At 71.2% G+C, this 19,433-nt stretch carries 28 protein-coding genes and 1 pseudogene; 16 read left to right on the forward strand and 13 right to left on the reverse strand.

The features are described 5' to 3' along the window. Together VLK66_RS28750 and zapA are read left to right on the forward strand one after the other, a co-directional pair. A pseudogene (locus VLK66_RS28750) lies at positions 1–92 on the forward strand (helix-turn-helix domain-containing protein); the annotation flags it as partial. A 65-nt stretch (positions 93–157) separates the two neighbouring features. Continuing rightward, on the forward strand, positions 158–754 hold the full coding sequence (gene zapA, locus VLK66_RS12065; RefSeq protein ID WP_325309672.1) for a cell division protein ZapA: 597 nt from the start codon (positions 158–160) through the stop codon (positions 752–754). 142 nt (positions 755–896) lie between these two features. On the opposite strand, the gene VLK66_RS12070 is transcribed toward zapA, so the two are convergent. Continuing rightward, complete coding sequence (locus VLK66_RS12070) at positions 897–1,061, reverse strand: hypothetical protein (protein WP_325309673.1); 165 nt, start codon at positions 1,059–1,061, stop codon at positions 897–899. 336 nt (positions 1,062–1,397) lie between these two features. On the opposite strand from VLK66_RS12070, the gene rny reads away from it, so the two are divergent. From rny to VLK66_RS12130, 12 genes are all read left to right on the forward strand, one after another. After that, on the forward strand, positions 1,398–2,963 hold the full coding sequence (gene rny, locus VLK66_RS12075) for a ribonuclease Y (protein ID WP_325309674.1): 1,566 nt from the start codon (positions 1,398–1,400) through the stop codon (positions 2,961–2,963). A gap of 214 nt (positions 2,964–3,177) precedes the next feature. Beyond that, positions 3,178–3,672 (forward strand): hypothetical protein, encoded by a 495-nt coding sequence (locus VLK66_RS12080; RefSeq protein WP_325309675.1) that lies wholly within the window; start codon positions 3,178–3,180, stop codon positions 3,670–3,672. A 244-nt stretch (positions 3,673–3,916) separates the two neighbouring features. Continuing rightward, complete coding sequence (locus tag VLK66_RS12085) at positions 3,917–4,756, forward strand: TIGR00282 family metallophosphoesterase (RefSeq protein ID WP_325309676.1); 840 nt, start codon at positions 3,917–3,919, stop codon at positions 4,754–4,756. Positions 4,757–4,758: 2 nt separating this feature from the next. Next, positions 4,759–5,673, forward strand: a complete 915-nt coding sequence (locus tag VLK66_RS12090; RefSeq protein ID WP_325309677.1) for a bifunctional 5,10-methylenetetrahydrofolate dehydrogenase/5,10-methenyltetrahydrofolate cyclohydrolase — start codon at positions 4,759–4,761, stop codon at positions 5,671–5,673. Positions 5,674–6,222: 549 nt separating this feature from the next. Further along, complete coding sequence (xseA, locus tag VLK66_RS12095; RefSeq protein ID WP_414676472.1) at positions 6,223–7,356, forward strand: exodeoxyribonuclease VII large subunit; 1,134 nt, start codon at positions 6,223–6,225, stop codon at positions 7,354–7,356. A gap of 5 nt (positions 7,357–7,361) precedes the next feature. Continuing rightward, positions 7,362–7,607 (forward strand): exodeoxyribonuclease VII small subunit, encoded by a 246-nt coding sequence (xseB, locus tag VLK66_RS12100; RefSeq protein ID WP_325309679.1) that lies wholly within the window; start codon positions 7,362–7,364, stop codon positions 7,605–7,607. After that, positions 7,604–8,527 carry a farnesyl diphosphate synthase gene (locus VLK66_RS12105; protein WP_325309680.1) on the forward strand — a complete coding sequence of 308 codons (924 nt, stop codon included), beginning with the start codon at positions 7,604–7,606 and terminating at the stop codon, positions 8,525–8,527. Before xseB ends, VLK66_RS12105 begins: the two co-directional genes overlap by 4 nt. A gap of 129 nt (positions 8,528–8,656) precedes the next feature. After that, a complete protein-coding gene (locus VLK66_RS12110; protein WP_325309681.1) occupies positions 8,657–8,875 on the forward strand; it encodes a hypothetical protein in 219 nt (72 codons plus the stop codon). Positions 8,876–8,927: 52 nt separating this feature from the next. Next, the gene (locus VLK66_RS12115) at positions 8,928–9,116 is read left to right on the forward strand and encodes a hypothetical protein (RefSeq protein ID WP_325309682.1); all 189 of its coding nucleotides are present in this window, start codon (positions 8,928–8,930) and stop codon (positions 9,114–9,116) included. Then, entirely contained in the window at positions 9,113–9,595 is a 483-nt protein-coding gene (locus VLK66_RS12120; RefSeq protein WP_325309683.1) for a type II toxin-antitoxin system VapC family toxin, read from the forward strand. The genes VLK66_RS12115 and VLK66_RS12120 overlap by 4 nt, the downstream gene beginning before the upstream one ends. 129 nt (positions 9,596–9,724) lie before the next feature. After that, the gene (locus tag VLK66_RS12125) at positions 9,725–10,609 is read left to right on the forward strand and encodes an MBL fold metallo-hydrolase (protein WP_325309684.1); all 885 of its coding nucleotides are present in this window, start codon (positions 9,725–9,727) and stop codon (positions 10,607–10,609) included. A gap of 23 nt (positions 10,610–10,632) precedes the next feature. Beyond that, the gene (locus VLK66_RS12130; RefSeq protein ID WP_325309685.1) at positions 10,633–12,597 is read left to right on the forward strand and encodes an HD domain-containing phosphohydrolase; all 1,965 of its coding nucleotides are present in this window, start codon (positions 10,633–10,635) and stop codon (positions 12,595–12,597) included. Positions 12,598–12,965: 368 nt separating this feature from the next. Here VLK66_RS12130 and VLK66_RS12135 read toward each other — a convergent pair whose 3' ends face one another. The 10 genes from VLK66_RS12135 to VLK66_RS12180 all read right to left on the reverse strand — a co-directional run bounded on the left by VLK66_RS12135 (position 12,966) and on the right by VLK66_RS12180 (position 16,618). Then, positions 12,966–13,106 (reverse strand): hypothetical protein, encoded by a 141-nt coding sequence (locus VLK66_RS12135; RefSeq protein ID WP_325309686.1) that lies wholly within the window; start codon positions 13,104–13,106, stop codon positions 12,966–12,968. A gap of 20 nt (positions 13,107–13,126) precedes the next feature. Beyond that, positions 13,127–13,372: a hypothetical protein gene (locus VLK66_RS12140; protein WP_325309687.1), complete on the reverse strand. Its 246-nt coding sequence runs from the start codon at positions 13,370–13,372 to the stop codon at positions 13,127–13,129. A gap of 40 nt (positions 13,373–13,412) precedes the next feature. After that, the gene (locus VLK66_RS12145) at positions 13,413–13,658 is read right to left on the reverse strand and encodes a hypothetical protein (protein WP_325309688.1); all 246 of its coding nucleotides are present in this window, start codon (positions 13,656–13,658) and stop codon (positions 13,413–13,415) included. A 37-nt stretch (positions 13,659–13,695) separates the two neighbouring features. Next, complete coding sequence (locus VLK66_RS12150) at positions 13,696–13,896, reverse strand: hypothetical protein (RefSeq protein ID WP_325309689.1); 201 nt, start codon at positions 13,894–13,896, stop codon at positions 13,696–13,698. 29 nt (positions 13,897–13,925) lie between these two features. After that, positions 13,926–14,138, reverse strand: coding sequence for a hypothetical protein (locus VLK66_RS12155; RefSeq protein WP_325309690.1), 213 nt, complete (start codon positions 14,136–14,138; stop codon positions 13,926–13,928). Between the two features lie 38 nt (positions 14,139–14,176). Further along, the gene (locus VLK66_RS12160) at positions 14,177–14,410 is read right to left on the reverse strand and encodes a hypothetical protein (RefSeq protein ID WP_325309691.1); all 234 of its coding nucleotides are present in this window, start codon (positions 14,408–14,410) and stop codon (positions 14,177–14,179) included. 37 nt (positions 14,411–14,447) lie between these two features. Then, positions 14,448–14,642, reverse strand: coding sequence for a hypothetical protein (locus VLK66_RS12165; protein WP_325309692.1), 195 nt, complete (start codon positions 14,640–14,642; stop codon positions 14,448–14,450). 29 nt (positions 14,643–14,671) lie between these two features. Next, positions 14,672–14,875: a hypothetical protein gene (locus VLK66_RS12170; RefSeq protein ID WP_325309693.1), complete on the reverse strand. Its 204-nt coding sequence runs from the start codon at positions 14,873–14,875 to the stop codon at positions 14,672–14,674. A gap of 552 nt (positions 14,876–15,427) precedes the next feature. Further along, on the reverse strand, positions 15,428–15,811 hold the full coding sequence (locus VLK66_RS12175) for a hypothetical protein (RefSeq protein WP_325309694.1): 384 nt from the start codon (positions 15,809–15,811) through the stop codon (positions 15,428–15,430). 129 nt (positions 15,812–15,940) lie between these two features. Continuing rightward, positions 15,941–16,618, reverse strand: a complete 678-nt coding sequence (locus tag VLK66_RS12180) for a 3D domain-containing protein (RefSeq protein ID WP_325309695.1) — start codon at positions 16,616–16,618, stop codon at positions 15,941–15,943. A 316-nt stretch (positions 16,619–16,934) separates the two neighbouring features. Here VLK66_RS12180 and VLK66_RS12185 point away from each other — a divergent pair, with 316 nt between their 5' ends. Together VLK66_RS12185 and VLK66_RS12190 are read left to right on the forward strand one after the other, a co-directional pair. Further along, positions 16,935–17,156, forward strand: a complete 222-nt coding sequence (locus VLK66_RS12185) for a hypothetical protein (protein WP_325309696.1) — start codon at positions 16,935–16,937, stop codon at positions 17,154–17,156. A gap of 250 nt (positions 17,157–17,406) precedes the next feature. Next, positions 17,407–17,550: a hypothetical protein gene (locus VLK66_RS12190; RefSeq protein WP_325309697.1), complete on the forward strand. Its 144-nt coding sequence runs from the start codon at positions 17,407–17,409 to the stop codon at positions 17,548–17,550. Between the two features lie 91 nt (positions 17,551–17,641). Here VLK66_RS12190 and VLK66_RS12195 read toward each other — a convergent pair whose 3' ends face one another. Together VLK66_RS12195 and VLK66_RS12200 are read right to left on the reverse strand one after the other, a co-directional pair. Next, complete coding sequence (locus VLK66_RS12195) at positions 17,642–18,190, reverse strand: NUDIX hydrolase (protein ID WP_325309698.1); 549 nt, start codon at positions 18,188–18,190, stop codon at positions 17,642–17,644. Beyond that, the gene (locus VLK66_RS12200) at positions 18,183–19,190 is read right to left on the reverse strand and encodes an aspartate-semialdehyde dehydrogenase (protein WP_325309699.1); all 1,008 of its coding nucleotides are present in this window, start codon (positions 19,188–19,190) and stop codon (positions 18,183–18,185) included. Before VLK66_RS12200 ends, VLK66_RS12195 begins: the two co-directional genes overlap by 8 nt. Between the last annotated feature and the right edge of the window lie 243 nt (positions 19,191–19,433).

Genomic DNA, 19,433 nt, shown 5'->3' on the forward strand with positions numbered 1-19,433 from the left:
CGGCGGCCCAGCTCCACGTCCACCCCAACACGGTCGACTACCGCCTCCGCCGCGTCCGCGACCTCACCGGCATCGACCCCCTCCACCCGGCCGGCCTCCCCCGCATCATCGCGGCCTCGGCCGCCCGCCGCGCCGCCCTCCCCCGCCCCGCCACACCGTGGCGGTGGAGATCGCCGGGGAAAAGCACGTGCTGCGCAGCGACGTGCCGCCCGAGTACACGCGTGCCGTGGCCGCCCACGTGGACGCCACCATCCGCGCGCTTCCCGGCTTCCAGACGCTGGAGCCGTTCCGCGCGGCCACGCTGGCCGCGCTCTCCATCACCGACGAGCTGTTCCGCGCACGCGAGGAGATCCGCCGCCTGCGCGACGACGCGGAGCGCCGCACCGGCGAGCTGGCCGACATCCTCGAGGCCGCCGAAGCCGCCGCGGCCGAGAAGCGCCCCGTCCGCCGCCCCGCGCAGGGGTCGTCCGCATCTACCCCCACGTGGACCACGGATGCGTCGGAAGATGCGAAGCCGGCGGACGCCTCACCGCCCCGCGCGTCCGAGCCAGCCACGCCGTCCCCTGCGGCGGACGAGGTGAACCCGTCTCCATCCGCGCCCCCCGAGCCACTTCCCGCGTGGATCGAGGATGCGGTCCAGCGCACCCCGCCCCGTCCCCATGCGGGCGACGACGAGCCCGAGCTGATGCTGCCTCCGCCTGCGGAGCATCAGCATCACCCCGGGGGCGGGGACGGGCCGGACGGGGAGGATTGATCGGGATCTCCATCCCCATCGTCGATTCGAAACTGCCCCCAAGATTCACGCAGAGAAGCAGAGAAACAGGGGGAAATCTCCCTCTGCTCCTCTGCTTCTCCGCGTCAGGCCTGTCTTTTCCCGAGCGCGTGGCGCGGGGAGATCAGAAGCAGCGCGGCTGCGCCGTCAGGCACTGGAGGATGCAGGTGGTCCCCGAGCACACCGGCGTGGCCTCGGCCCCGCGCGCGACGGCGGTTCCGTGCCCGGCCGGCCCGGTGGGGAACGACACCACGCGCACGGCCTCGATGTCCAGCTTGATCTTCTTCATGCCGATCTCCCGGATTGGGGTTCATTCGAGGCTGGCCAGCGCCTCGCCGCGGCCGGAATGCGCCTGCAAATGTCGTTCTGCAGCCGGTGGCGGTTTCGTGCCGCGGAGACGCACCGCGGGCTCCGTCGCCGCCGTTCTCCTTGCGGCGCGAAGTTCTGGCGCGACACGGATGTAACGGGGTTGCGTCGAACGCGCGTTCGGAGGTATTTTCCAGTTGCGGCCCTCTGCCGCGGGCGCTTCGCGCGCACCCAGCGCGGTGGCAGTGAGTTCAGCCCTGCCACCGTTTCGTTTTGATACCGACGCGGGTTCACAGCCCGCGCCGACATAAATCCGATAATGAACACGATCCTGATCGCCGTCGTCGTGGCCGTGGTGGCCGCGATTGCCGGCTTTGCCGCGGGCCGCGCGGCGGTCGAGGCGCGCCTGAAGAAGGCGCGCGCCTCGGCCGAAGACGAGGCCACGCGCATCCGCTCGGGGGCGCAGGAAGAGGCCGACCGCCTGCGCAAGGCCGAGATCCTGAAGGGCCGCGAGGAGGCCATCCGCGCCCGCGAGGAGTGGGAGCGCGAGGAAAGCCGCCGCCGCGACGACGTGGAGCGCGTGGAGCGCCGCCTGCAGGAGCGCGAGGAGTCGCTGGACCGCAAGTTCCACCTGCTGGACGAAAAGCAGGACCAGGTGGAGCAGCGCGGCCAGCAGCTGGTGCGCCGCGAGAAGCAGATCGAGGCGCGCGACGCCGAGCTGGGGCAGCGCATCGCCGAGGTGCAGCACCGGCTGGAGTCGCTCGCGGGGCTCAGCGCCGACGAGGCGAGGCGCCAGCTCATCCACGACATGGAAGAGGCGGCGCGCGCCGAGGCCGGGCAGCGCATCCGCGAGATCAAGGAGGAGGCGCGCCGCGACGCCGACCGCGAGGCCAAGAAGATCATCTCCCTGGCCATCCAGCGCATCGCCGCCGACCACACCGCCGAGACCACCGTCTCCGTCGTCGCCCTCCCGTCGGACGAGATGAAGGGGCGCATCATCGGCCGCGAGGGGCGGAACATCCGCGCCTTCGAGCAGGCCACGGGGATCGACGTCATCATCGACGACACCCCCGAGGCGGTGGTGCTCTCCGGCTTCGACCCCATCCGCCGCGAGACGGCGCGCCTGGCGCTGGAGAAGCTGGTGGCCGACGGCCGCATCCACCCCGGGCGCATCGACGAGGTGGTGGCCAAGAGCCGCAAGGAGGTGGAGAACTCCATGCGCGAGGCCGCCGAGCAGATCCTCTACGAGCTCGGCATCCACGGGGTGCACCCCGAGGTGGTGAAGGTGCTGGGGCGGCTGAAGTTCCGCACCAGCTACGGCCAGAACCAGCTGATGCACAGCAAGGAGGTGGCGATCCTGGCCGGGAACATGGCGGGCGAGATGGGCTTCGACGCCACGCTGGCCAAGCGCATGGGGCTGCTGCACGACGTGGGGAAGGGGATGACCCACGAGCACGAGGGGACGCACGTGGAGCTGGGGTGGAACCTGGCCAAGAAGTTCGGCGAGCCGGCCCAGGTGCTGAACGCCATCAAGGCGCACCACGACGAGGAGCCGCACCTCTTCCCCGAGAGCTTCCTGGTGACCGCCGCCGACGCGATCAGCGGCAGCCGCCCGGGCGCGCGGCGCGAGATGTTCGAGACGTACGTGCGCCGGCTGGAGAAGCTGGAGGAGATCGCCACCAGCTTCCCCGGCGTGGAGCGCTGCTTCGCCATCCAGGCCGGCCGCGAGCTGCGGATGATGGTGATCCCCGAGCAGATCAGCGACGAGGACATGGCCCGCCTGAGCGACGAGACGGCGCGCCGCATCGAGGGCGAGCTGCAGTATCCGGGGCAGATCAAGGTGGTGGTGATCCGCGAGACCCGCGCGGTGGACTTCGCGCGGTAACCGCGGCCCGGCATCATCCCCGCAGGAAGACGAACCCTCTCCCCGCATCGGCGCTGCGATCGGAGAGGGTTCGTGCGTGCGGGGGATCGTCTCCGCTGTCTGGTGCGGGAAGGCGAATGGAATTCGCGGCAACAACTGCCCGAAGTCCGCCTTCGCGGACTCGCGGCCGAAGCATCGGTGCCGTGCTCGGAATCCAGCTTTTATTCGGGGTTTGATGGAACCGACACCCGTGTACATCTACCGCGTTTCGGTGGATGGCGAGATGCGCGACTATGTGAGCGTGCTGGCGCCTGGGGTGGTGCAGCGGGCGGGGCTGCCGGCGGCGTCGATCGTGGGCGGCTTCACCGAGCGCACGGTGGAGGGCGAGCCGGTGCCGGCGAGCTTCGCCGGCAACCCCGCGTTCGTGGAGGTGCTGAGCCGCGTCGTCGCCCGGCACGGGCCGGACGAGCCGGCGCTACGCGACGAGGCGCGGCGGGTGGGGAGCGGATACGTCTACGTGATCGACGGGCGCACGCCGGATCCGAGTGCGCCGATGCAGGCGGAGGACGTGATCGGCGCCTTCCAGGTGCGCGGCGGCGGGGTCGTGCGCGAGCCGTATCTCCCGAATCCCAAACACCAGCTCTTTACCGACAACGGCTTCTTCCGCCTGAGCGACGAGCTGCACCGGCGGCTGGTGGAGGAGATCGCGAAAGCCGGCGGCAACGCTTGAACGGATGGTGCGAAAGTGCGAGAGTGCGAAGGTGCGAGAGTGAACAGCGGTAACTTGGGACTTGGGACTTGGGACTTGGGACTTTGAAGTTTCGAGGGGCGGCGGGATTGCGGGGGAGAGGCTATATTGTGCGGCAGAAAGCAGAACGGGGCGGCGCGTGCGTCGCCCTTTCGCGTCCACGGCGGCGGAGGGCGATGAACGGGAGCGGGGGTGCGCGGGCGGTGCGGGGGCGGGAGGTGCGCCCGTGAGGGTGCTGTTCATCGCCGACGTCATCGGCAGCCCGGGGCGGCGCGTGCTGGGCCAGCTGGTGCGGCTGGTGCGCGCCGACACCCGCGCCGACGCCGTGATCGTGAACGGCGAGAACAGCGCGGGCGGGTTCGGCATCACCCCCGAGATCGTGAAGGAGATCTTCGAGCTGGGCGTGGCCGTGATCACCACCGGCAACCATGTCTGGGACAAGAAGGAGATCCTTCCCATGCTGGACAGCGAGCCGCGCCTGCTGCGCCCGGCCAACTATCCCTCGGGCCCGCCGCCGTCCGGCAACCCCGGCCACGGCTCGGTGGTGGTGCAGGTGGGCGACGCGCGGCTGGCGGTGCTCAACCTGCAGGGGCGCACCTTCATGGCCCCCATCGACGACCCCTTTCGCGAGGCCGACGCGCTGCTGAAGGAGCTGAAGTCGCTGGAGCCGCCGCCCGACGCGATCGTGGTGGACTTCCACGCCGAGGCCACCAGCGAGAAGCAGGCGTTCGCGCGCTACCTGGACGGGCGGGTGGCCGCGGTCGTCGGCACGCACACGCACGTGCAGACGGCCGACGAGCGGCGCCTGCCCAAGGGGACGGCGTACATCACCGACCTGGGGATGACGGGCGGCCTGGGCGGGATCATCGGGATGAAGTGGGAGATCTCGCTGGAGCGCCAGCTCACGCAGACGCGCGGCGAGCGGATGCAGCCGGCGGACGAGGATCTCCATCTCCAGGGCGTGGTGGTGGACATCGACGTGAAGACGGGGCTTTCGAGGTCGATCGAGCGCGTTTCGGTGGGGATGGAGCGCGTGCTCACGGAAAAGTTCGGGAAGAAGCTCTGACCGTGGCTGCGAAGATCATCGACGGGGCGGCGTGCGGCCGCGAGATCCGGGCCGAGGTGGCGGCCGAGACGGCGCGGCTGGCGGCGGAGGGAACGACGCCCGGCCTGGCCGTGATCCTGGTGGGCGCCGACCCCGCCAGCGAGGTGTACGTGCGCTCCAAGACGCGCGCCTGCCACGAGGCGGGGATGCACGACCGGCTCATCCAGCTCCCCGGGTCGGTCACGCAGGACGAGCTCTTCGGCGCCATCGACGGGCTGAACGCGGACCCCGAGATCCACGGCATCCTGGTCCAGCTCCCGCTCCCCCCGCACATCCACCCCAAGGCGGTGCTGGAGCGCGTCCACCCGTCCAAGGACGTGGACGGCTTCCACCCGCTGAACGTGGGCCGCGCCTTCGTGGGCGATCCGCGCGGCTTCGTGCCCGCCACGCCGGCGGGGATCATGGAGCTGCTCCGCCACGAGCGGATCGAGACGCACGGCCGGCACGTGGTGATCGTGGGGCGCAGCCTGATCGTCTCCAAGCCGCTGGCGTCGCTGCTGATGGCGCCGGGCCCGAACGCCACGGTCACGCTCACGCACCGCCACACCGTCGACCTCGCCCAGCACACGCGCATGGCCGACATCCTGGTGGTCGCCGTCGGCAAGCCGGGCCTCATCACCGCCGACATGGTAAAGCCCGGCGCCGCGGTCTTCGACGTGGGCACCACGCGCGTCCCCGACGAGAAGCACGCCAAGGGCTACGTCATCAAGGGCGACGTGGACTTCGACGCGGTCGCGGAGAAGGCGGGGTGGATCACCCCCGTCCCCGGCGGCGTGGGCCCCATGACCATCGCCATGCTCCTCCGCAACACCGTGGAGGCGGCGATGCGGGTGCACCACGCGAGGACGAAGGGCGAGCGGAGGCGGATGGGGGTTTGAGGTGTACGGAGGGGAAGTGCTGAGTGCTGAGTGCTGAGTGCTGAGTGCTGAGTGCTGAGTGCTGAGTACTGAGTGCTGAGTGCTGAGTGCTGAGTGCTGGCGGCGACCCCGAATGGAATTCGGGGGCAACAACGGCACAAAGTCCCTCCGGGACTGCAGACCGGGCATTCGGGTGATGCACTGAAGCCGGTGCGGCACTGAGTTCTCTCCCTCCCCCGCAGAGCGGGCGGAGGGGCAGGATGCCGGCTTCCAGCTCCGCCGCTTTTCCTCGAGCTGAGTACACTCGGCACTTGGGACTTGGCACTCAGGACTTCTTCTAATCCTATGTGGGACCTTTTCACCTCGGCCGATTTCGACCGGCGCGAGCAGGAGCAGAAGGACGACGAGGCGCCCGCCGGCAAGGTGAAGCGCCCCGCCGCGAAGCGCGCCCGGAAGGCGGCCGAGCCGCCGGCGCCCATCGCGGCGGCGGCCGCGCTGTTCAGCGAGACGCGCAACGAGGACGTGGCGCGCGCCGTCGCCGCGCGCGAGGTGGAATCGGGCGGGCGGTCGATGATGCGCGTTCCCGCCGAGGGGATGCGCGTGGGCGAGGTGAACGCCGCCGCGCGCGAGCTGATCGAGGGCGTGTTCCCCCCGCTCTGGGTGCACGGCGAGATCGCGAACTTCACCAAGGCGCGGTCGGGGCACTGCTACTTCTCCCTCCGCGACGCCGACGCGCAGATCCGCTGCGTGATGTGGCGCGACGAGGCGCGGCGGCTGCCGACGACGCCGGCGGAGGGGATGCAGGTGCGCGCGCTGGGCCGGCTCACGCTGTACGAGCAGCGCGGCGAGTTCCAGCTGGTCTGCTTCGAGCTCGAGGCCAAGGGCGAGGGGCTGTACAAGCTGGCGATGGACCGCCTGCGCGCCACGCTCGACGCCGAGGGGCTGACCTCGCCCGCGCGCAAGCGCCCCATCCCCGCGCATCCGGCGTGCGTGGGCGTGGTCACTTCGTCCGCGGGCGCTGCGCTGCGCGACATCGTCACCGTCATTCGCCGCCGCGCGCCGTGGACGCGCATCGTGCTGGCCGCCGCACGCGTGCAGGGCGAGGGCGCCGCGGAGGAGATCGCCCGCGCCGTGCGGCTGATGGCGCGCGCCGGGTGCGCCGACGTGCTGATCGTGGGCCGCGGCGGCGGGTCGATCGAGGACCTGTGGGCGTTCAACGAGGAAGTGGTCGCCCGCGCCATCGCCGACTCGCCCGTCCCCGTGATCTCGGCCGTGGGGCACGAGACCGATTTCACCATCGCCGACCTCGTGGCCGACCTGCGCGCGCCCACCCCGTCGGCCGCGGCCGAGGCGGCGGTGCCCGACGGATCGCACGTCCGCCGCGAGCTGGACGACCTGCGCGGCCGGATGGCGAGCTGCACCCGCGACCGCATCGCCGACGGCCGCGAGGCCGTCTTCAACGCGCGGCTGGACCTGCAGGCCGCCGCCGAGCGCGGCCTCCGCGCGCGGCGCGACACGCTTTCGATGACCGCGGCGCGGCTGCAGGCGCTCTCGCCGCTGAACGTGCTGGCGCGCGGCTACGCCGTCCCGCTGGGCGGCGGCGGGCGCGTGCTGCGCGGCGTGGCCGACTTCGCGGCGGGCGCGCGCTTCGACCTGCGCGTGGCCGACGGCGTGGTGCCGTGCCGGGTAGACCAGGAGAATTGACGGAGATGACGGAGACCGCGCACGCCGAGCCGGAGTGGACCTTCGAGGCCGCGCTCGGCCGCCTGAACGAGATCGCCGAGGCGCTGGAGGGCGACGGGATGGAGCTGGACGATTCGCTCGCGCTCTTCGAGGAGGGCGTGCGCCTCCTCCGCTTCGCCGAGACCGTGCTGGCCGGCGCCGACCACCGCGTGCGCCAGCTGCTGGAAGAGGCCGGCGGCGTGCGCATGGACGACTTCCCCGACCCGCTGTGACCGCGTCGGCCGTGGCGGGGTTCCAGATCGAGGCGTTCCTGGCCCGCGAGCGCGACCGCGTGAACGCCGCGCTGGCGGAGGTGACGGAGGACGCCGTCGCCGGCGCGCCTCCCGCGCTCCGCGAGCCCATGCGGTACGCGCTCGCCACGCCGGGGAAGCGCCTGCGCCCCATCCTCTGCGCCGCCGCGTGGCGCGCGGTGCGGGGGGATGACGCGCCGGACGCCGTGTACCGTCTGGCCTGTGCGGTGGAGGTCGTGCACACCTACTCGCTGGTGCACGACGACCTGCCGTGCATGGACGACGACGCGCTCCGCCGCGGCCGCCCCACCGTGCACACCGTCTACGGCAACACGCGCGCGATGCTGGCCGGCGCCGCGCTGATCCCCGCCGCCGCGCGCGTTCTGGACGTCGCCGCGCGCTCGTTGGGGCTGGATGCGGAGGTGCGGCGCGCGCTGGTGCTGGAGCTCTGCCGCGCCGGCGGCGCCGAAGGGATGGTGGGCGGCCAGCTGATGGACCTGGCCGGCGAGGCGCGGCGGCTGGACGCCCGCGCGCTCGAGGACATCCACCGCCGCAAGACGGGCGCGCTGCTGGCGGCCTCGCTCTGCCTGGGCGGCCTGGCCGCGGGGGCGGACGAGGCGGCGCTCGCCGCGCTGTCGACGTACGGCGGCGACCTGGGCCTCGCCTTCCAGATCGTCGACGACGTGCTCGACGTCACCGGCGACGCGGCGGCGCTGGGGAAAACGGCGGGGAAGGACGAGTCCGCCGGGAAGACCACCTACCCGTCCCTTTTCGGCCTCACAGGCTCCAAATCTCTCGCCGCCGCGTTCATCTCCGACGCGATCGTGGCCCTCCACGCCGCCGGCATCCGCTCCGAGGAGCTGGAAGCGCTTGCGCGGTATGTAGTTGAGCGCACGCACTGAATCGCCCCGCCCCTCCCGATCTCCCATTTCCCACCCACGTAAAAGCGGCCACAGAAGCATCTTGAATGCTCACTCCGTATCGATAAGCGTTCATGGCGAGAGGAATGCTGATCCTGTGCGGACGTGATCATGTGGCGACGCAAGCAGCAGGAAGAGATTCCGGATGACTGGGTCTCAGAGCCGCTCGACGAGGAAACGATCGCCGCGCTCAAAGCGAGGGGTGCCCGCTTCCCGACTGGCGAGCCGCGGCTTGATGATTTCGAGCCTGTGAAGCAGCGCCCAGCATGGCTGGCATTTCTGCTGCGGCTGATTCGATACGAGAAATGGGAACCAGACGAGAGCGATTGAGCAGTCGCTTTCGAAAGGAGTCGTCTTACGGGCACGAACTCAGGAGGTATGGATGAGAACGCAGCTCGAGGAAGCGAAGCACGACGAGGAAGCCTTTGTGCCTGATCCCGAGATCGTAGCGGTAATGGCGGCGCGGGGAGTGACGGTCAAGACCGGGGCGTTCAAACCGCGGGATTTTCCGCTGCGGAAGCGCCCTGCGTGGCTGGCATTCCTCATCCGCCTCACCAGGCATCTGAGATGATCTTTCTCGACGCCAGCGCCATGGTGAAGGTGTATGTCACGGAACAGGGATCCAGTACGCTCAAGGGCGTATTGGCGCGGATGCGGGGAAAGTTGTTCCTCTCACCGCACGTAATCATCGAGGTGCTCAGCACGTTCGCGAAGCAGCACCGGTCCGACGTCATCACGAAGACCCTTTATCGGAAGGCTCGGTCGGGCTTTCTCAACGACATCGGGGAGACGTACACGGTCATGGAAGTGGGCGCTCCGGTGTTCTGGTCCGCCTACGACCTGGTGGATCGGCATCGCCAGTTCAGCGTGGGTGCGCTGGACGTTCTGCATGTGGCCTCTGCACTGAAGCTTCAGGCGTCGTTTCGGCGCAAGACCGTCGTCCTTGCGACGGCCGACCGCGGATTGCTCAGCCTGGCGCGGGCTGCGGGGGTAAAAACGTTCAATCCCGTGCTCGATCCCCTCGCGGTGCTGCTCGCATCCGTGAACTGACGCCCTCCGCCGCATTCGCCCTCACAGGGGTGCGGTTGCCAGCTTTGCCGCCGCGCGGGTAAATTTCGTCATCTCCATCGATCCATCTCCCATCCGTCCCACGCCCCGCGCGCGGTACTCTCCATATCCATGACCCAAACCGAGATCGCGGGCACGGCGCTGCGCGTGACCTGCTGGGGGACGCGCGGCTCCATCCCCGCGCCCGGGCCGCAGACGGTGCGGTACGGCGGCAACACCAGCTGCGTGGAGATGCGCACCGCCGACGGCCGGCGCCTGATCTTCGACGCGGGAACGGGGATCCGCGCGCTCAGCCGCAGCCTGGCGCGGAACGGCGGGCCGCTGGAGGCGCATCTCTTCGTCACCCACTACCACTGGGACCACATCCAGGGGTTCCCCTTCTTCGCGCAGCTGTACGACCCCGACACCCGCATCTGCCTGCACGGTCCGCGGCAGGGCGACGTCTCGGTGGACCGCGCGATCGCGGGGCAGATGGCGCCGCTCTACTTCCCCATCCCGCTGGACGCGCTGGCGGCGACGATCGAGTTCGCGCCGGCCGACGGGACGCCGTGGCGCGACGGCGAGGTCGAGGTGCGCGCCTTCCGCGTCCGCCACCCTGGTGTGACCTACGGCTACCGTGTGACCGCGGGCGGCGCGTCGGCGGTGTACGTGCCCGACGACGAGATCGGCGACGACCCGGACCCGGCGTGGTACCGCGCGATGGTGGAGTTCGCCGCGGGCGCCGACCTGCTGCTTCACGACGCGATGTACGACGACCGCGACTACGAGCGCTTCCGCGCCTGGGGGCACAGCACCTTCCGGCAGGCGGTGCGGCTGGCGGAGGACGCGGGCGTGCGCCGCCTGGGCCTCTTCCACCACGCGCCGGACCGGAGCGACGACGACCTGGACCGCGTGGCCGCCGAGCTGCGCGAAGAGGTGGCGGCCCGGGGATCGGCGCTGGAGCTGTTCGTGGCCGCGGAGGGGGTGGAGATGGTGCTCGGCGGGGGCGCGGAATGAAGGCGGAGATGGCGGAAAGCGCAGTGTCTTCCCCCCGCTTCGCGGCGCGGGGGGAGGCGCGGCCGGCGCTGCTGCACGGGCCGGGCGCGGACCTGTCGCGGCTGGACGCGGTGCTGGCGGCGGACGGGATCGAGCGGCGCCCGGTGCGCTCGCTGGCGGAGATCGCCATCCCCGAAAGCGCGCCCGCGGTGCTGCTGCTGGACGACGCGCTGGCCGACGCCACGCCGGAGCTGGCCGACACGCTGCGGCACGTTCCCGAGGCGGTGACCATCGTCGCCGCGTCGCCGGCGGTGGAGCGGCGGGCGCGCGGGTGCGAGCGGGTGGTGGCCGTGCTGCCGAAGGATGCGGAGCCCGCCGCGGCCACGCTGCGCACCGCCTTCCGCCTTTCCGCCGCGCGGATGGGTGCGTCGCGGCTGGAGGCGGAGCTGGCGCGCACCCGCGGCGAGCTGCGCGAGCTGACGGCGGTGGGGATGGCGCTGATGACCGAGCGCGACCCCGACCGCCTGCTGGAGAAGATCGTCGCCAAGGCGCGCCAGCTCACCCGCAGCGACGCGGGAAGCCTGTACCTGGTGGAGCAGGGCGACGACGGCGCCGCCCGGCTGCGCTTCGCGCTGGCGCACAACGACACCATCCCCGGCCTGCCGTTCGCCACCTTCACCCTCCCGCTCGACACCACCTCGCTGGCCGGGTACGCGGCCGTCACCGGCGAGACGCTGCGGGTGGACGACGCCTACGCGCTGCCGGCCGGCGCGCCGTACGCGCTGAACCGCTCGTTCGACCAGCGCACCGGATACCGCACCAAGTCCATGCTGGTCGTCCCCATGATCGACCACACGGGGGCCACGGTGGGCGTGCTGCAGCTCATCAACCGCAAGGAGATCGCGGCGGCGCGGATCACGGACGAGGACGACGCGGCGCGCTGGGTGCTGCCGTACACCGACCGCGAGCTGGTGCTGGTGCAGGCGCTGGCGGGGCAGGCGGCGGTGAGCATCGAGAACTCGCTGCTGTACCGGCAGATCGAGCGCATCTTCGAGAGCTTCGTGAAGGCCGCGGTGACGGCGGTGGACCAGCGCGACCCGACCACCAGCGGGCACAGCGTGCGCGTGGCCACGCTCACGTGCGACCTGGCCGAGGGGCTGGAGCGGCACGCGCCGCCGCCGTACCGCGGCATTCGCTTCACCCCCGAGCAGATGCGCGAGCTGCGCTACGCCGCGCTGCTGCACGACTTCGGCAAGGTGGGGGTGCGCGAGGAGGTGCTGGTGAAGGCGAAGAAGCTGCCGCCGCTGCTGCACGAGCGGGTGCTGGCGCGCTTCGACCTGATCCGGCGCACGCTCGAGGCCGAGTTCCACCGCGAGCGCGCCGACCTGCTGGAGCGCGGGCTTCGCCCCGGCGCGGAGCTGCAGGCGGGCTTCCGCGCGAAGCTGGACGAGCTGGAGCGGGTGCGCGCGGTGGTGATGGCGTCGAACGAGCCCACCATCCTTCCCGAGCGGGTGGCCGCGGCGCTGGACGAGGCCGGGCGGCTGACCTTCCGCGGGCCGGACGACCGGCCGGTGCCGTACGTGACCGAGGAGGAGCTGCGCTACCTGCACATTCCCAAGGGAACGCTGGACGAAGAGGAGCGGCGGGAGATCGAGAGCCACGTGGAGCAGACGTACCGCTTCCTGGTGCAGATCCCGTGGACGGGCGACCTGCGGAACGTGGCCGAGATCGCGTACGGGCACCACGAGAAGCTGAACGGCTGCGGCTACCCGCGCGGCGTGACGGGAAGGGATATCCCGCTGCAGACGCGGATGATGACGGTGGCCGACATCTTCGACGCGCTGACCGCGAGCGACCGCCCGTACAAGCGCGCGATCCCGCCCGAGCGCGCCCTCGACATCCTCACGGCCGAGGCGCGCGAGGGGCTGCTGGACGCCGCGATCGTGCAGATGCTGATCGAGAGCGGGGTGTACCGGAAGGTGCTGGAGGTGGACTGGAAGGAGCTGTAGGGGACTCGGCGCAGATGCGAGGGAAACTCAGCGCGGAGGGGTTTGCTTCGGTGCGCCGCCGCGGCATCGCGCCCTCTCCGGCCGGCCGAGGCCGTCCACCTCTCCCGTACCGGGAGAGGTAGCTCGCAGGCCTCTCCGGCACACGGAAGCATGGGTGCGACCAGAGGTTGCAGGGTGCGCCGATGCTGGATAGCCCCCTCGCCCGGTACGGGAGAGGGCGAGCGCTTTCAGGCGCGGGGAGAGGGCGGCGCGGATGCCGCGGAAACGCACCTGCTCGGGAACGCGCTCGAACTCCGCGGTTGAAGATCGTTCGCCAACACGAAAACGGCCCGGGCGCTCGGAGCGTCCGGGCCGTTTCATCGCCCCCGTCAGCAGGTGCAGTACGGCGGCTTGGGGCACGAGGTGACCGCGCTCATCTTCGCCTCGCCGGCGGTCGGCGCGGACGCCGCGGCCGTGGTGGCGAAGGTCTCGATCCGGAGCGCCTCGGGGTCCAGCGTCTTCTTCGGCATCGCGTCCTCCCTTGCGGTGATCAGGCGGTGGGGCAGCAGACCGACGCCTTGGGGCACCCCGACGGCAGGCAGTCGCACCACGGCCCGCCCGCGCACGAGGTGGCGCAGGTGTCGCACGGGTCGTACGTGGGGTGGCAGGTGACCGGGCCCGCCGAGCAGATCTCGGTGGCCCCGGCGCCGCGCACGGTGCCCGCCGCCGCCCGCGCGGGCGCGGTGGCGAACGACTCCACGCCCAGCGAATCGACGTCCAGCCTCAGCTTCTTCATGCGGCCTCCACGTGGGTGGGGGGAAACGCCGGCTGCGGGCTCACCACCCCACGCAGCAGCCGGCGGCCGTGGCGTGGGACGGGTCGCAGAAGCACACCCCGCTCCCCGTGCACGACAGCTGGCAGGTGCGCGCCTCGGGCCCGGTGGGCTTGCAGAGGCTCGGATCCAGCGTGCAGTCCAGCTCGGTGGGCTCGGCCGCGCCGACGGTTCCCTCGTCGGGCGGCGGCGGCGCCGCGGCGAACGACTCCACGTCGAGCGAGTCCAGGTCCAGCTTCAGCTTCTTCACGGCAGCCTCCTTTGCCGGCCGGCCAGGGCCGCGGGGGTCACAGGATGGGGCAGGTGCAGTGGCCGCCCGCACCCGCGCACGAGGTGAAGCAGGTGGCGCCGCCACAGGTGGCGCAGTTGCCGCCGGTGTTGGTGGGCGCCCAGTTGGCGTGCACCGTGCCCTGCGACTCGGCCGGCCGCTCGCCGGTGGGGAAGCTTTCCACGGAAAGCCCGTCGACGTTCAGGCGCATCTTGTTCATCGGTTCCTCACGCCTTGAAAAGGTGTGTCCTACGCGACCGGACAGGTGCAGCCGGGGCCGCCGGGGATGCACGAGGTGAAGCAGCTCACCCCCGCGCAGGTGTACCCGCCGCAGCTTCCGCACTGGTCCGTCTTCACGGTGAACTCGGCGGCCTCGACCGTGCCCTTCACCTGCTCGTCCCGCACCGTGGTGGGGAACGACTCCACGGACAGGTCGTCGATTTCCAGCGACAGCTTTCTCATTCGCTCAACTCGGGTGATGGGTGGACCGGCCGGGCTGCTCACACGCAGCGGCTGGTATCCTCGCCGACGGGGCAGGTGCAGAGCGGGCTCCCCGGGATGCACGACGTGAAGCAGCTCACGCCGCCGCAGGTTTCGCCGCCGCAGCTGCCGCACTCGGCGGTGTTGAGCGTCTTCTCGGCCGCGTCGACGGTGCCCCGCGCGTCGCCATCGGCGGCCGAGGTGGGGAACGACTCCACGCCGAGCTGGTCGAGCTGCAGCGACAGCTTCTTCATCGCTCGCCTCCGGGGTGATGGGGATCCGGCCGCCCGCTCAACCCGCCGGCGGCGGGCAGGTGCAGTTGCCGACGCGGCCGCACGAGGTGCGGCAGGTGTCGCCGTTGGTGCAGTACAGCTCGTGCGTGGCCATCTCCGCCGCGCGGACGGTGCCGCGGAAGTGCGGCACCCCGGGCGCCACGGGAAAGGATTCGACGGACAGCGATTCGGGATCGAGCGTGAGCTTGCGCATCGCGGACCTCCTCGGGGTTCGGGGTTTGGCTACGCGCGCGGCTCGCGGGCCGGGATGCAGGTGCAGTGGCCGCCGCCGCCGCACGACGTCTGGCAGGTGGCGCCGCAGGAAAGCTGGCCAATCGCGGTCGCCTCGTTCGCGGCGACGGTTCCGCGCCCCGACGGCCCGGCGGCGGTGGGGAACGAGGTCACCGCGAGCGCCTCCGGATCCAGCCGCATCTTCTTCATCGCCATCTGCCTTGCTGTGCGTGGTTCGCGGAAACGACGCGGGGCGCCGGTGCCACGATCGGCACCGGCGCCCCGGTCAACGAATGCTCTCGTCCTCGCGCGCGGCCGGACAGCGGCGATCGCGCGGGGGGACGCGACACGCGCAGGCGGGCCCGCACACCGTGCGCGCGCACCGTCCGCCGGTTCCCTCGCTCCGCTCCCGCATCGCGCTCCTCCCGATGCCGTCGCTCCGCCGCCCTCGCTTCCGACCTCACCGGAACCGGACGCTCTCTCCGAAGCTTGGAGATGGCGGTCCGTGGCGAGATCACGACAGCCGGGTGGCGATTCCTTCCGCGCCAATGCTGGATTACGCGGGTGGATCCCGGTCCGGCGTCTTCGATCGAGTGGTGGGCTCGGATGAACTAATGCGCAACTTTTCCGCCGCCGCAAGGCACGATGTGTTCACGTCGGGTGAAAAAGTGCGGGCGTGTGACGGTCACCGCTGGCGGCACAGGTGGCGGGAGGGCAGCCCCAGGCGCGACTTCGGGAAGCCGCTTTCGCCACCCGGCACGCGAGAAGTCAGGCGCGCCGCACGCGCTTGCCCATGCCGCCGAGCCGGACCGGCTTGCGGGGGAGGAGCCAGAGGAGCGCCGCCAGCGCGTAGACGGGGCGGGAGATGCCGGCGACGACGGGCGCGACGAGGAGCGCGGCCCAGAGGAGGACGAGCAGGATGGCGCGCAGCCGTGCGCGGCGGGCGGCGCGGGCCTGCGCCTGCCGCTCGGCCATCCCGGTCAGGTCGCCGTGGCGGATGCTGACCTCCACCAGGCCGCCGGCGGAGGCGCTTTCCAGGGTGCTGAGCCCCAGCCGGAGCGCGGCGCGCGCCAGGCGGAAGACCAGCGCCACGCAGCCGAACACGGCCAGGAGCCCCACGACGGGGTGGGCGATCACGGATTCGAGCGTCACCCCACCATCTTCGCCCGCCCGCCGCCGTGCCGCAACCGCCCGCGCAAACAGAAGGCGGGCCCGGCGCTGGTCGCCGGGCCCGCCTCGTACTTCCGTACTCCCCGTACTCTCGTACTCCGCCGAAGGCGGCTAGATGCGCTTGCCGATGTCCAGCACCTCGGCAACCACGGGGTGGCGGCCCCACCGCTCGGCCTCGCGGCAGCTGTCCACGTACAGATCGATCTTGTTGCCGCGGATGGCGCCGCCGGTGTCCATGATCACGAAGATGCCGATCAGCTCGCCGCTCGGCCGGCTCACGCGCACCACGGAGCCCAGCGGCAGCACGCTCGGGTCGCCCGCCGCCATCCCGTCGCGGGTGCGGACGCCGGTGCGCATGCTCCCCTTCAGGCAGTACATCGTCGAGCTCATCTCCATCCGCTGGCGCACGGGGAACGCCTCGGCCGACGCGCGCTCCACCCGCCCCTGCATCTCCGCCGACACCTCTTCCGTGATCTGCTGCCGCATGCGGGCCACCAGCTGCTCGTCGAGCTGCGCCAGCGTGGTGGGCTGCTGCGTTGCCACCGTCGCGGCGGCGGGCTGCACGGCCGGCTGCTGCGGGGGCGCGGCCGGGACCATGGCGGCCTGCGCGGCGGAGACGAAGGAGCTGCCCGTGCGGGCGTCGGGGTCGGCGGTGCGGACGCGCGGCGCGCATGCCCATTCGCCAATGGCGGCCGCGGAGACCAGCAGGATGACGGCGGGAGTGACCACCTTCGCGGGGTGCAGCCGTCGTCGCGGCGGCCCGGACTCGTACGAGACGCGATCGATCATGTCATTCCCCTCCGGGAACAGGGTTTCGGATCCACCCCACCGCGCCTCCGCCCGAAACGCACGGGCGGCGCGGCGCACCCCTCACCATGTCCAGACCGGCAACAATTCACCTCCGCGTCCGTCGTCGCGTCTGCCCGGGCGTGGAGGTGGAAAGCGGGCGCATATTACGGCGGCCCGGGTGCCCGACGCAATGCTTTCGGGTGCAAGTGGGGGATCTGCAACATCTTCCCGGAGCAGGCGAAAACATCTTGCGCACGGTTCCTGCACAGCGAACGGGGATCGGGAGATGGCCCGTAACCCCAACGGAGGCAACGAGATGTCGAAGCGGAGAAAGCTTCTGAACCTTGCGAAGCGCGCCGGCCTGACCTTCCTCATGGCCGAGGGGCTGCAGGCCGCCGCCGTGGCCGGGGCGACGCGCTGGGCGGGGAACAAGCTCCGCCAGAAGGACCGCCGCACGCTGCGGCTGACCGGGCAGGCGCTGACCACCGCGGCCGCGCTGGTCCCCGTCGCCCGTTTCGCCCGCCGCCGCTTCGTCTGACGCGCGAGGGACGGATTCCGACGACGAGCGGCGCCGGGTCGAAATCTCCCGGCGCTGCTCGTCGGTTCGGGCATCTCCGCTCCCGGCCAGCCGCCGGTACCGGCTTCCACCGCAGGGGGGTCACTTGGCGGCCGGGGCGATTCTCCCCATCATTGATGCGGCTTTGGAGCCATCGCGCGGTTCCGGATGGTCCGGACGTGCGTAACGGGAGCGCGGGTGCGCTCCGATCTTTCCCAACTGGAGGCGAGCCATGAAGAAGCTGACGCTGGACCTCGACGCGCTGGCCGTGGAGACGTTCGCGACCCGGCCGGAGATCGAGGAAACCGCCTTCATCCAGGAGCTGATCTCGCGGAAGAGCTGCATCGAGCAGTGCACCACGTCCTGCGTTCCCTGACCGGCCGAGCAGGATCTCACGCAAAGAATGCGGAGGCCGCGGAGAACGTCTCGCTTCTCCGCGGCTTCCGCGCTCCTCCGGAGCCGGCTCGTTATTCCCCGGAGACCAGCTCGTCCACCAGCGCCTCGGCGGCGCGGACGTCGCCAGGGTGGCGGCCGGCGGTGGCGGCGGGGCGGTCGCCCAGAAGCAGGCCGGCGGCGATCTCCAGCACCTCGCGGGCGTTGTCGTAGCTGATGCTGGCGATGGCCTCGTGCAGCGGCAGCCACACGCACTCGGTGATCCCCTCCTCCAGCTGCGGGCAGGGCTCGCCCTCGGGCGATTCGATCAGGTAGAAGTGGCAGTACTTGTGGATCAGGCGCCCGCGGAAGCGGAAGAACCAGTCGATGGTCCGCAGCTCCGGGCCCAGCCGCAGCTCGCTCAGCCCCGTTTCCTCCACCACCTCGCGGAGCGCCGCGTCGGCCGCGGTCTCCTCGCCCTCCAGGTGGCCCTTGGGAAAGCCCCAGTGCTGGTAGCGGTCGCGGATCAGGAGCACGTGCGCGGTGCCGCCGCTCCAGCGGTAGATGACCCCACCCGCGCTGGTCTCCACCACCGGCCGAACGGCGCCGCCGCGCCCGCCCCGTCCGCGCCGCCGCTTACCCACTGCCCAGCCGCTCCAGGATCTGCACGGCGTTGGTCGCCGCGCCCTTGCGCAGGTTGTCGGCCACCACCCAGAGGTGGAAGGTGCGCGGGATCTCCGGGTCGCTGCGGAGCCGGCCGACGAACACCTCGTTGCGCCCGGCGATCTCGTACGGGGTGGGAAAGGCCTCCGGGCCGCCCGCCATCAGGATTCCGGGGAAGACGACGAGCGCGCGCCGCAGCGAGTCCAGCGTCAGCTCCTTCTCCGTCTCCGCCGTCACCTGCACGCTGTGGCCCACGTCGACGGGAACGCGGACGCAGGTGGCGACCACGGGAAGGTCGGGGAGGTCGAGGATCTTGCGCGTCTCGCCGATCATCTTCCGCTCCTCGCCCGTCCATCCCTCGTCGTCGAAGTCGCCGATCTGCGGCACCACGTTCCCGGCGATGCGGCGCGAGAAGGGCGATCCGTCGGCCGGCGCGCCCAGCTTCAGCGCCTGCAGCCCCTCGCCCCCCAGCTCGCGGCGGAGCGCGTCGCGTCCCGTCTCCCCCGCGCCGCTCACCGACTGGAACGTGGTCGCGATCACCCGCGTGAGCCCCGCCGCGCGCCGCATCGCCTGCAGCGCCACCACCATCTGGATGGTGGAGCAGTTGGGGTTGGCGATGATCCCCTTCGGCCGGTTCTCGGCCGCGCGCATGTTCACCTCGGGGACCACGAGGGGAACGTCGGGATCCATCCGCCACGCCGACGAGTTGTCGATCACCACCGCGCCCTCGTCCGCCGCGCGCGGACCCCACTCCTTGGAGCGGTCGCCGCCGGCGGAGAAGAGGGCCACGTCCACGCCGCGGAAGATCCCCGGGCGCGGCACCTCGACGGGGATCTCGCGTCCGGCGAAGCGCACCGTCTTCCCGGCGGAGCGCTCCGACGCCAGCGCCGTGATGCGGTCGACCTTGATCCGCCGCTCGGCCAGGACGTCGAGCATGGTCCGCCCCACCGCCCCCGTGGCCCCCAGAACCGCGACGTGCATGGTTGTTCCGTCTCCTCAGCCCGTTCAGTCCGTGCTCAACAGTTCTGTCGAGTTCCCGGAGTCCCAAGTGCTAAGTCCTAAGTCCTAAGTCCTAAGTCCTGAGTCCTGAGTGCTGAGTGCTGAGTGCTGAGTGCTGAGTGCTGAGTGCTGAGTGCTGAGTGCTGAGTGCTGAGTGCTGAGTGCTGAGTGCCGAGAGCAGCGATCTAAAGAACTTAGGACTTGGGACTCAGGACTTAGGACTTC

The organism is Longimicrobium sp. (genome assembly GCF_035474595.1).
Taxonomy (GTDB): Bacteria; Gemmatimonadota; Gemmatimonadetes; order Longimicrobiales; family Longimicrobiaceae; genus Longimicrobium.

What these genes read in the sequence shown, in the direction of transcription:
- VLK66_RS12135 (WP_325309686.1), bottom strand. Translation starts at nt 13,106, where the DNA reads ATGCCGAAGAAGACGCTGGACCCCGAGGCGCTCCGGATCGAGACCTTC.
- VLK66_RS12115 (WP_325309682.1), top strand. Translation starts at nt 8,928, where the DNA reads ATGAGAACGCAGCTCGAGGAAGCGAAGCACGACGAGGAAGCCTTTGTG.
- VLK66_RS12080 (WP_325309675.1), top strand. Translation starts at nt 3,178, where the DNA reads ATGGAACCGACACCCGTGTACATCTACCGCGTTTCGGTGGATGGCGAG.
- VLK66_RS12180 (WP_325309695.1), bottom strand. Translation starts at nt 16,618, where the DNA reads ATGATCGATCGCGTCTCGTACGAGTCCGGGCCGCCGCGACGACGGCTG.
- VLK66_RS12185 (WP_325309696.1), top strand. Translation starts at nt 16,935, where the DNA reads ATGTCGAAGCGGAGAAAGCTTCTGAACCTTGCGAAGCGCGCCGGCCTG.
- VLK66_RS12070 (WP_325309673.1), bottom strand. Translation starts at nt 1,061, where the DNA reads ATGAAGAAGATCAAGCTGGACATCGAGGCCGTGCGCGTGGTGTCGTTC.
- VLK66_RS12190 (WP_325309697.1), top strand. Translation starts at nt 17,407, where the DNA reads ATGAAGAAGCTGACGCTGGACCTCGACGCGCTGGCCGTGGAGACGTTC.
- VLK66_RS12165 (WP_325309692.1), bottom strand. Translation starts at nt 14,642, where the DNA reads ATGCGCAAGCTCACGCTCGATCCCGAATCGCTGTCCGTCGAATCCTTT.
- VLK66_RS12160 (WP_325309691.1), bottom strand. Translation starts at nt 14,410, where the DNA reads ATGAAGAAGCTGTCGCTGCAGCTCGACCAGCTCGGCGTGGAGTCGTTC.
- VLK66_RS12125 (WP_325309684.1), top strand. Translation starts at nt 9,725, where the DNA reads ATGACCCAAACCGAGATCGCGGGCACGGCGCTGCGCGTGACCTGCTGG.
- VLK66_RS12120 (WP_325309683.1), top strand. Translation starts at nt 9,113, where the DNA reads ATGATCTTTCTCGACGCCAGCGCCATGGTGAAGGTGTATGTCACGGAA.
- VLK66_RS12150 (WP_325309689.1), bottom strand. Translation starts at nt 13,896, where the DNA reads ATGAACAAGATGCGCCTGAACGTCGACGGGCTTTCCGTGGAAAGCTTC.
- VLK66_RS12110 (WP_325309681.1), top strand. Translation starts at nt 8,657, where the DNA reads ATGTGGCGACGCAAGCAGCAGGAAGAGATTCCGGATGACTGGGTCTCA.
- VLK66_RS12155 (WP_325309690.1), bottom strand. Translation starts at nt 14,138, where the DNA reads ATGAGAAAGCTGTCGCTGGAAATCGACGACCTGTCCGTGGAGTCGTTC.
- rny (WP_325309674.1), top strand. Translation starts at nt 1,398, where the DNA reads ATGAACACGATCCTGATCGCCGTCGTCGTGGCCGTGGTGGCCGCGATT.
- VLK66_RS12170 (WP_325309693.1), bottom strand. Translation starts at nt 14,875, where the DNA reads ATGGCGATGAAGAAGATGCGGCTGGATCCGGAGGCGCTCGCGGTGACC.
- xseA (WP_414676472.1), top strand. Translation starts at nt 6,223, where the DNA reads ATGATGCGCGTTCCCGCCGAGGGGATGCGCGTGGGCGAGGTGAACGCC.
- xseB (WP_325309679.1), top strand. Translation starts at nt 7,362, where the DNA reads ATGACGGAGACCGCGCACGCCGAGCCGGAGTGGACCTTCGAGGCCGCG.
- VLK66_RS12200 (WP_325309699.1), bottom strand. Translation starts at nt 19,190, where the DNA reads ATGCACGTCGCGGTTCTGGGGGCCACGGGGGCGGTGGGGCGGACCATG.
- VLK66_RS12140 (WP_325309687.1), bottom strand. Translation starts at nt 13,372, where the DNA reads ATGAAGAAGCTGAGGCTGGACGTCGATTCGCTGGGCGTGGAGTCGTTC.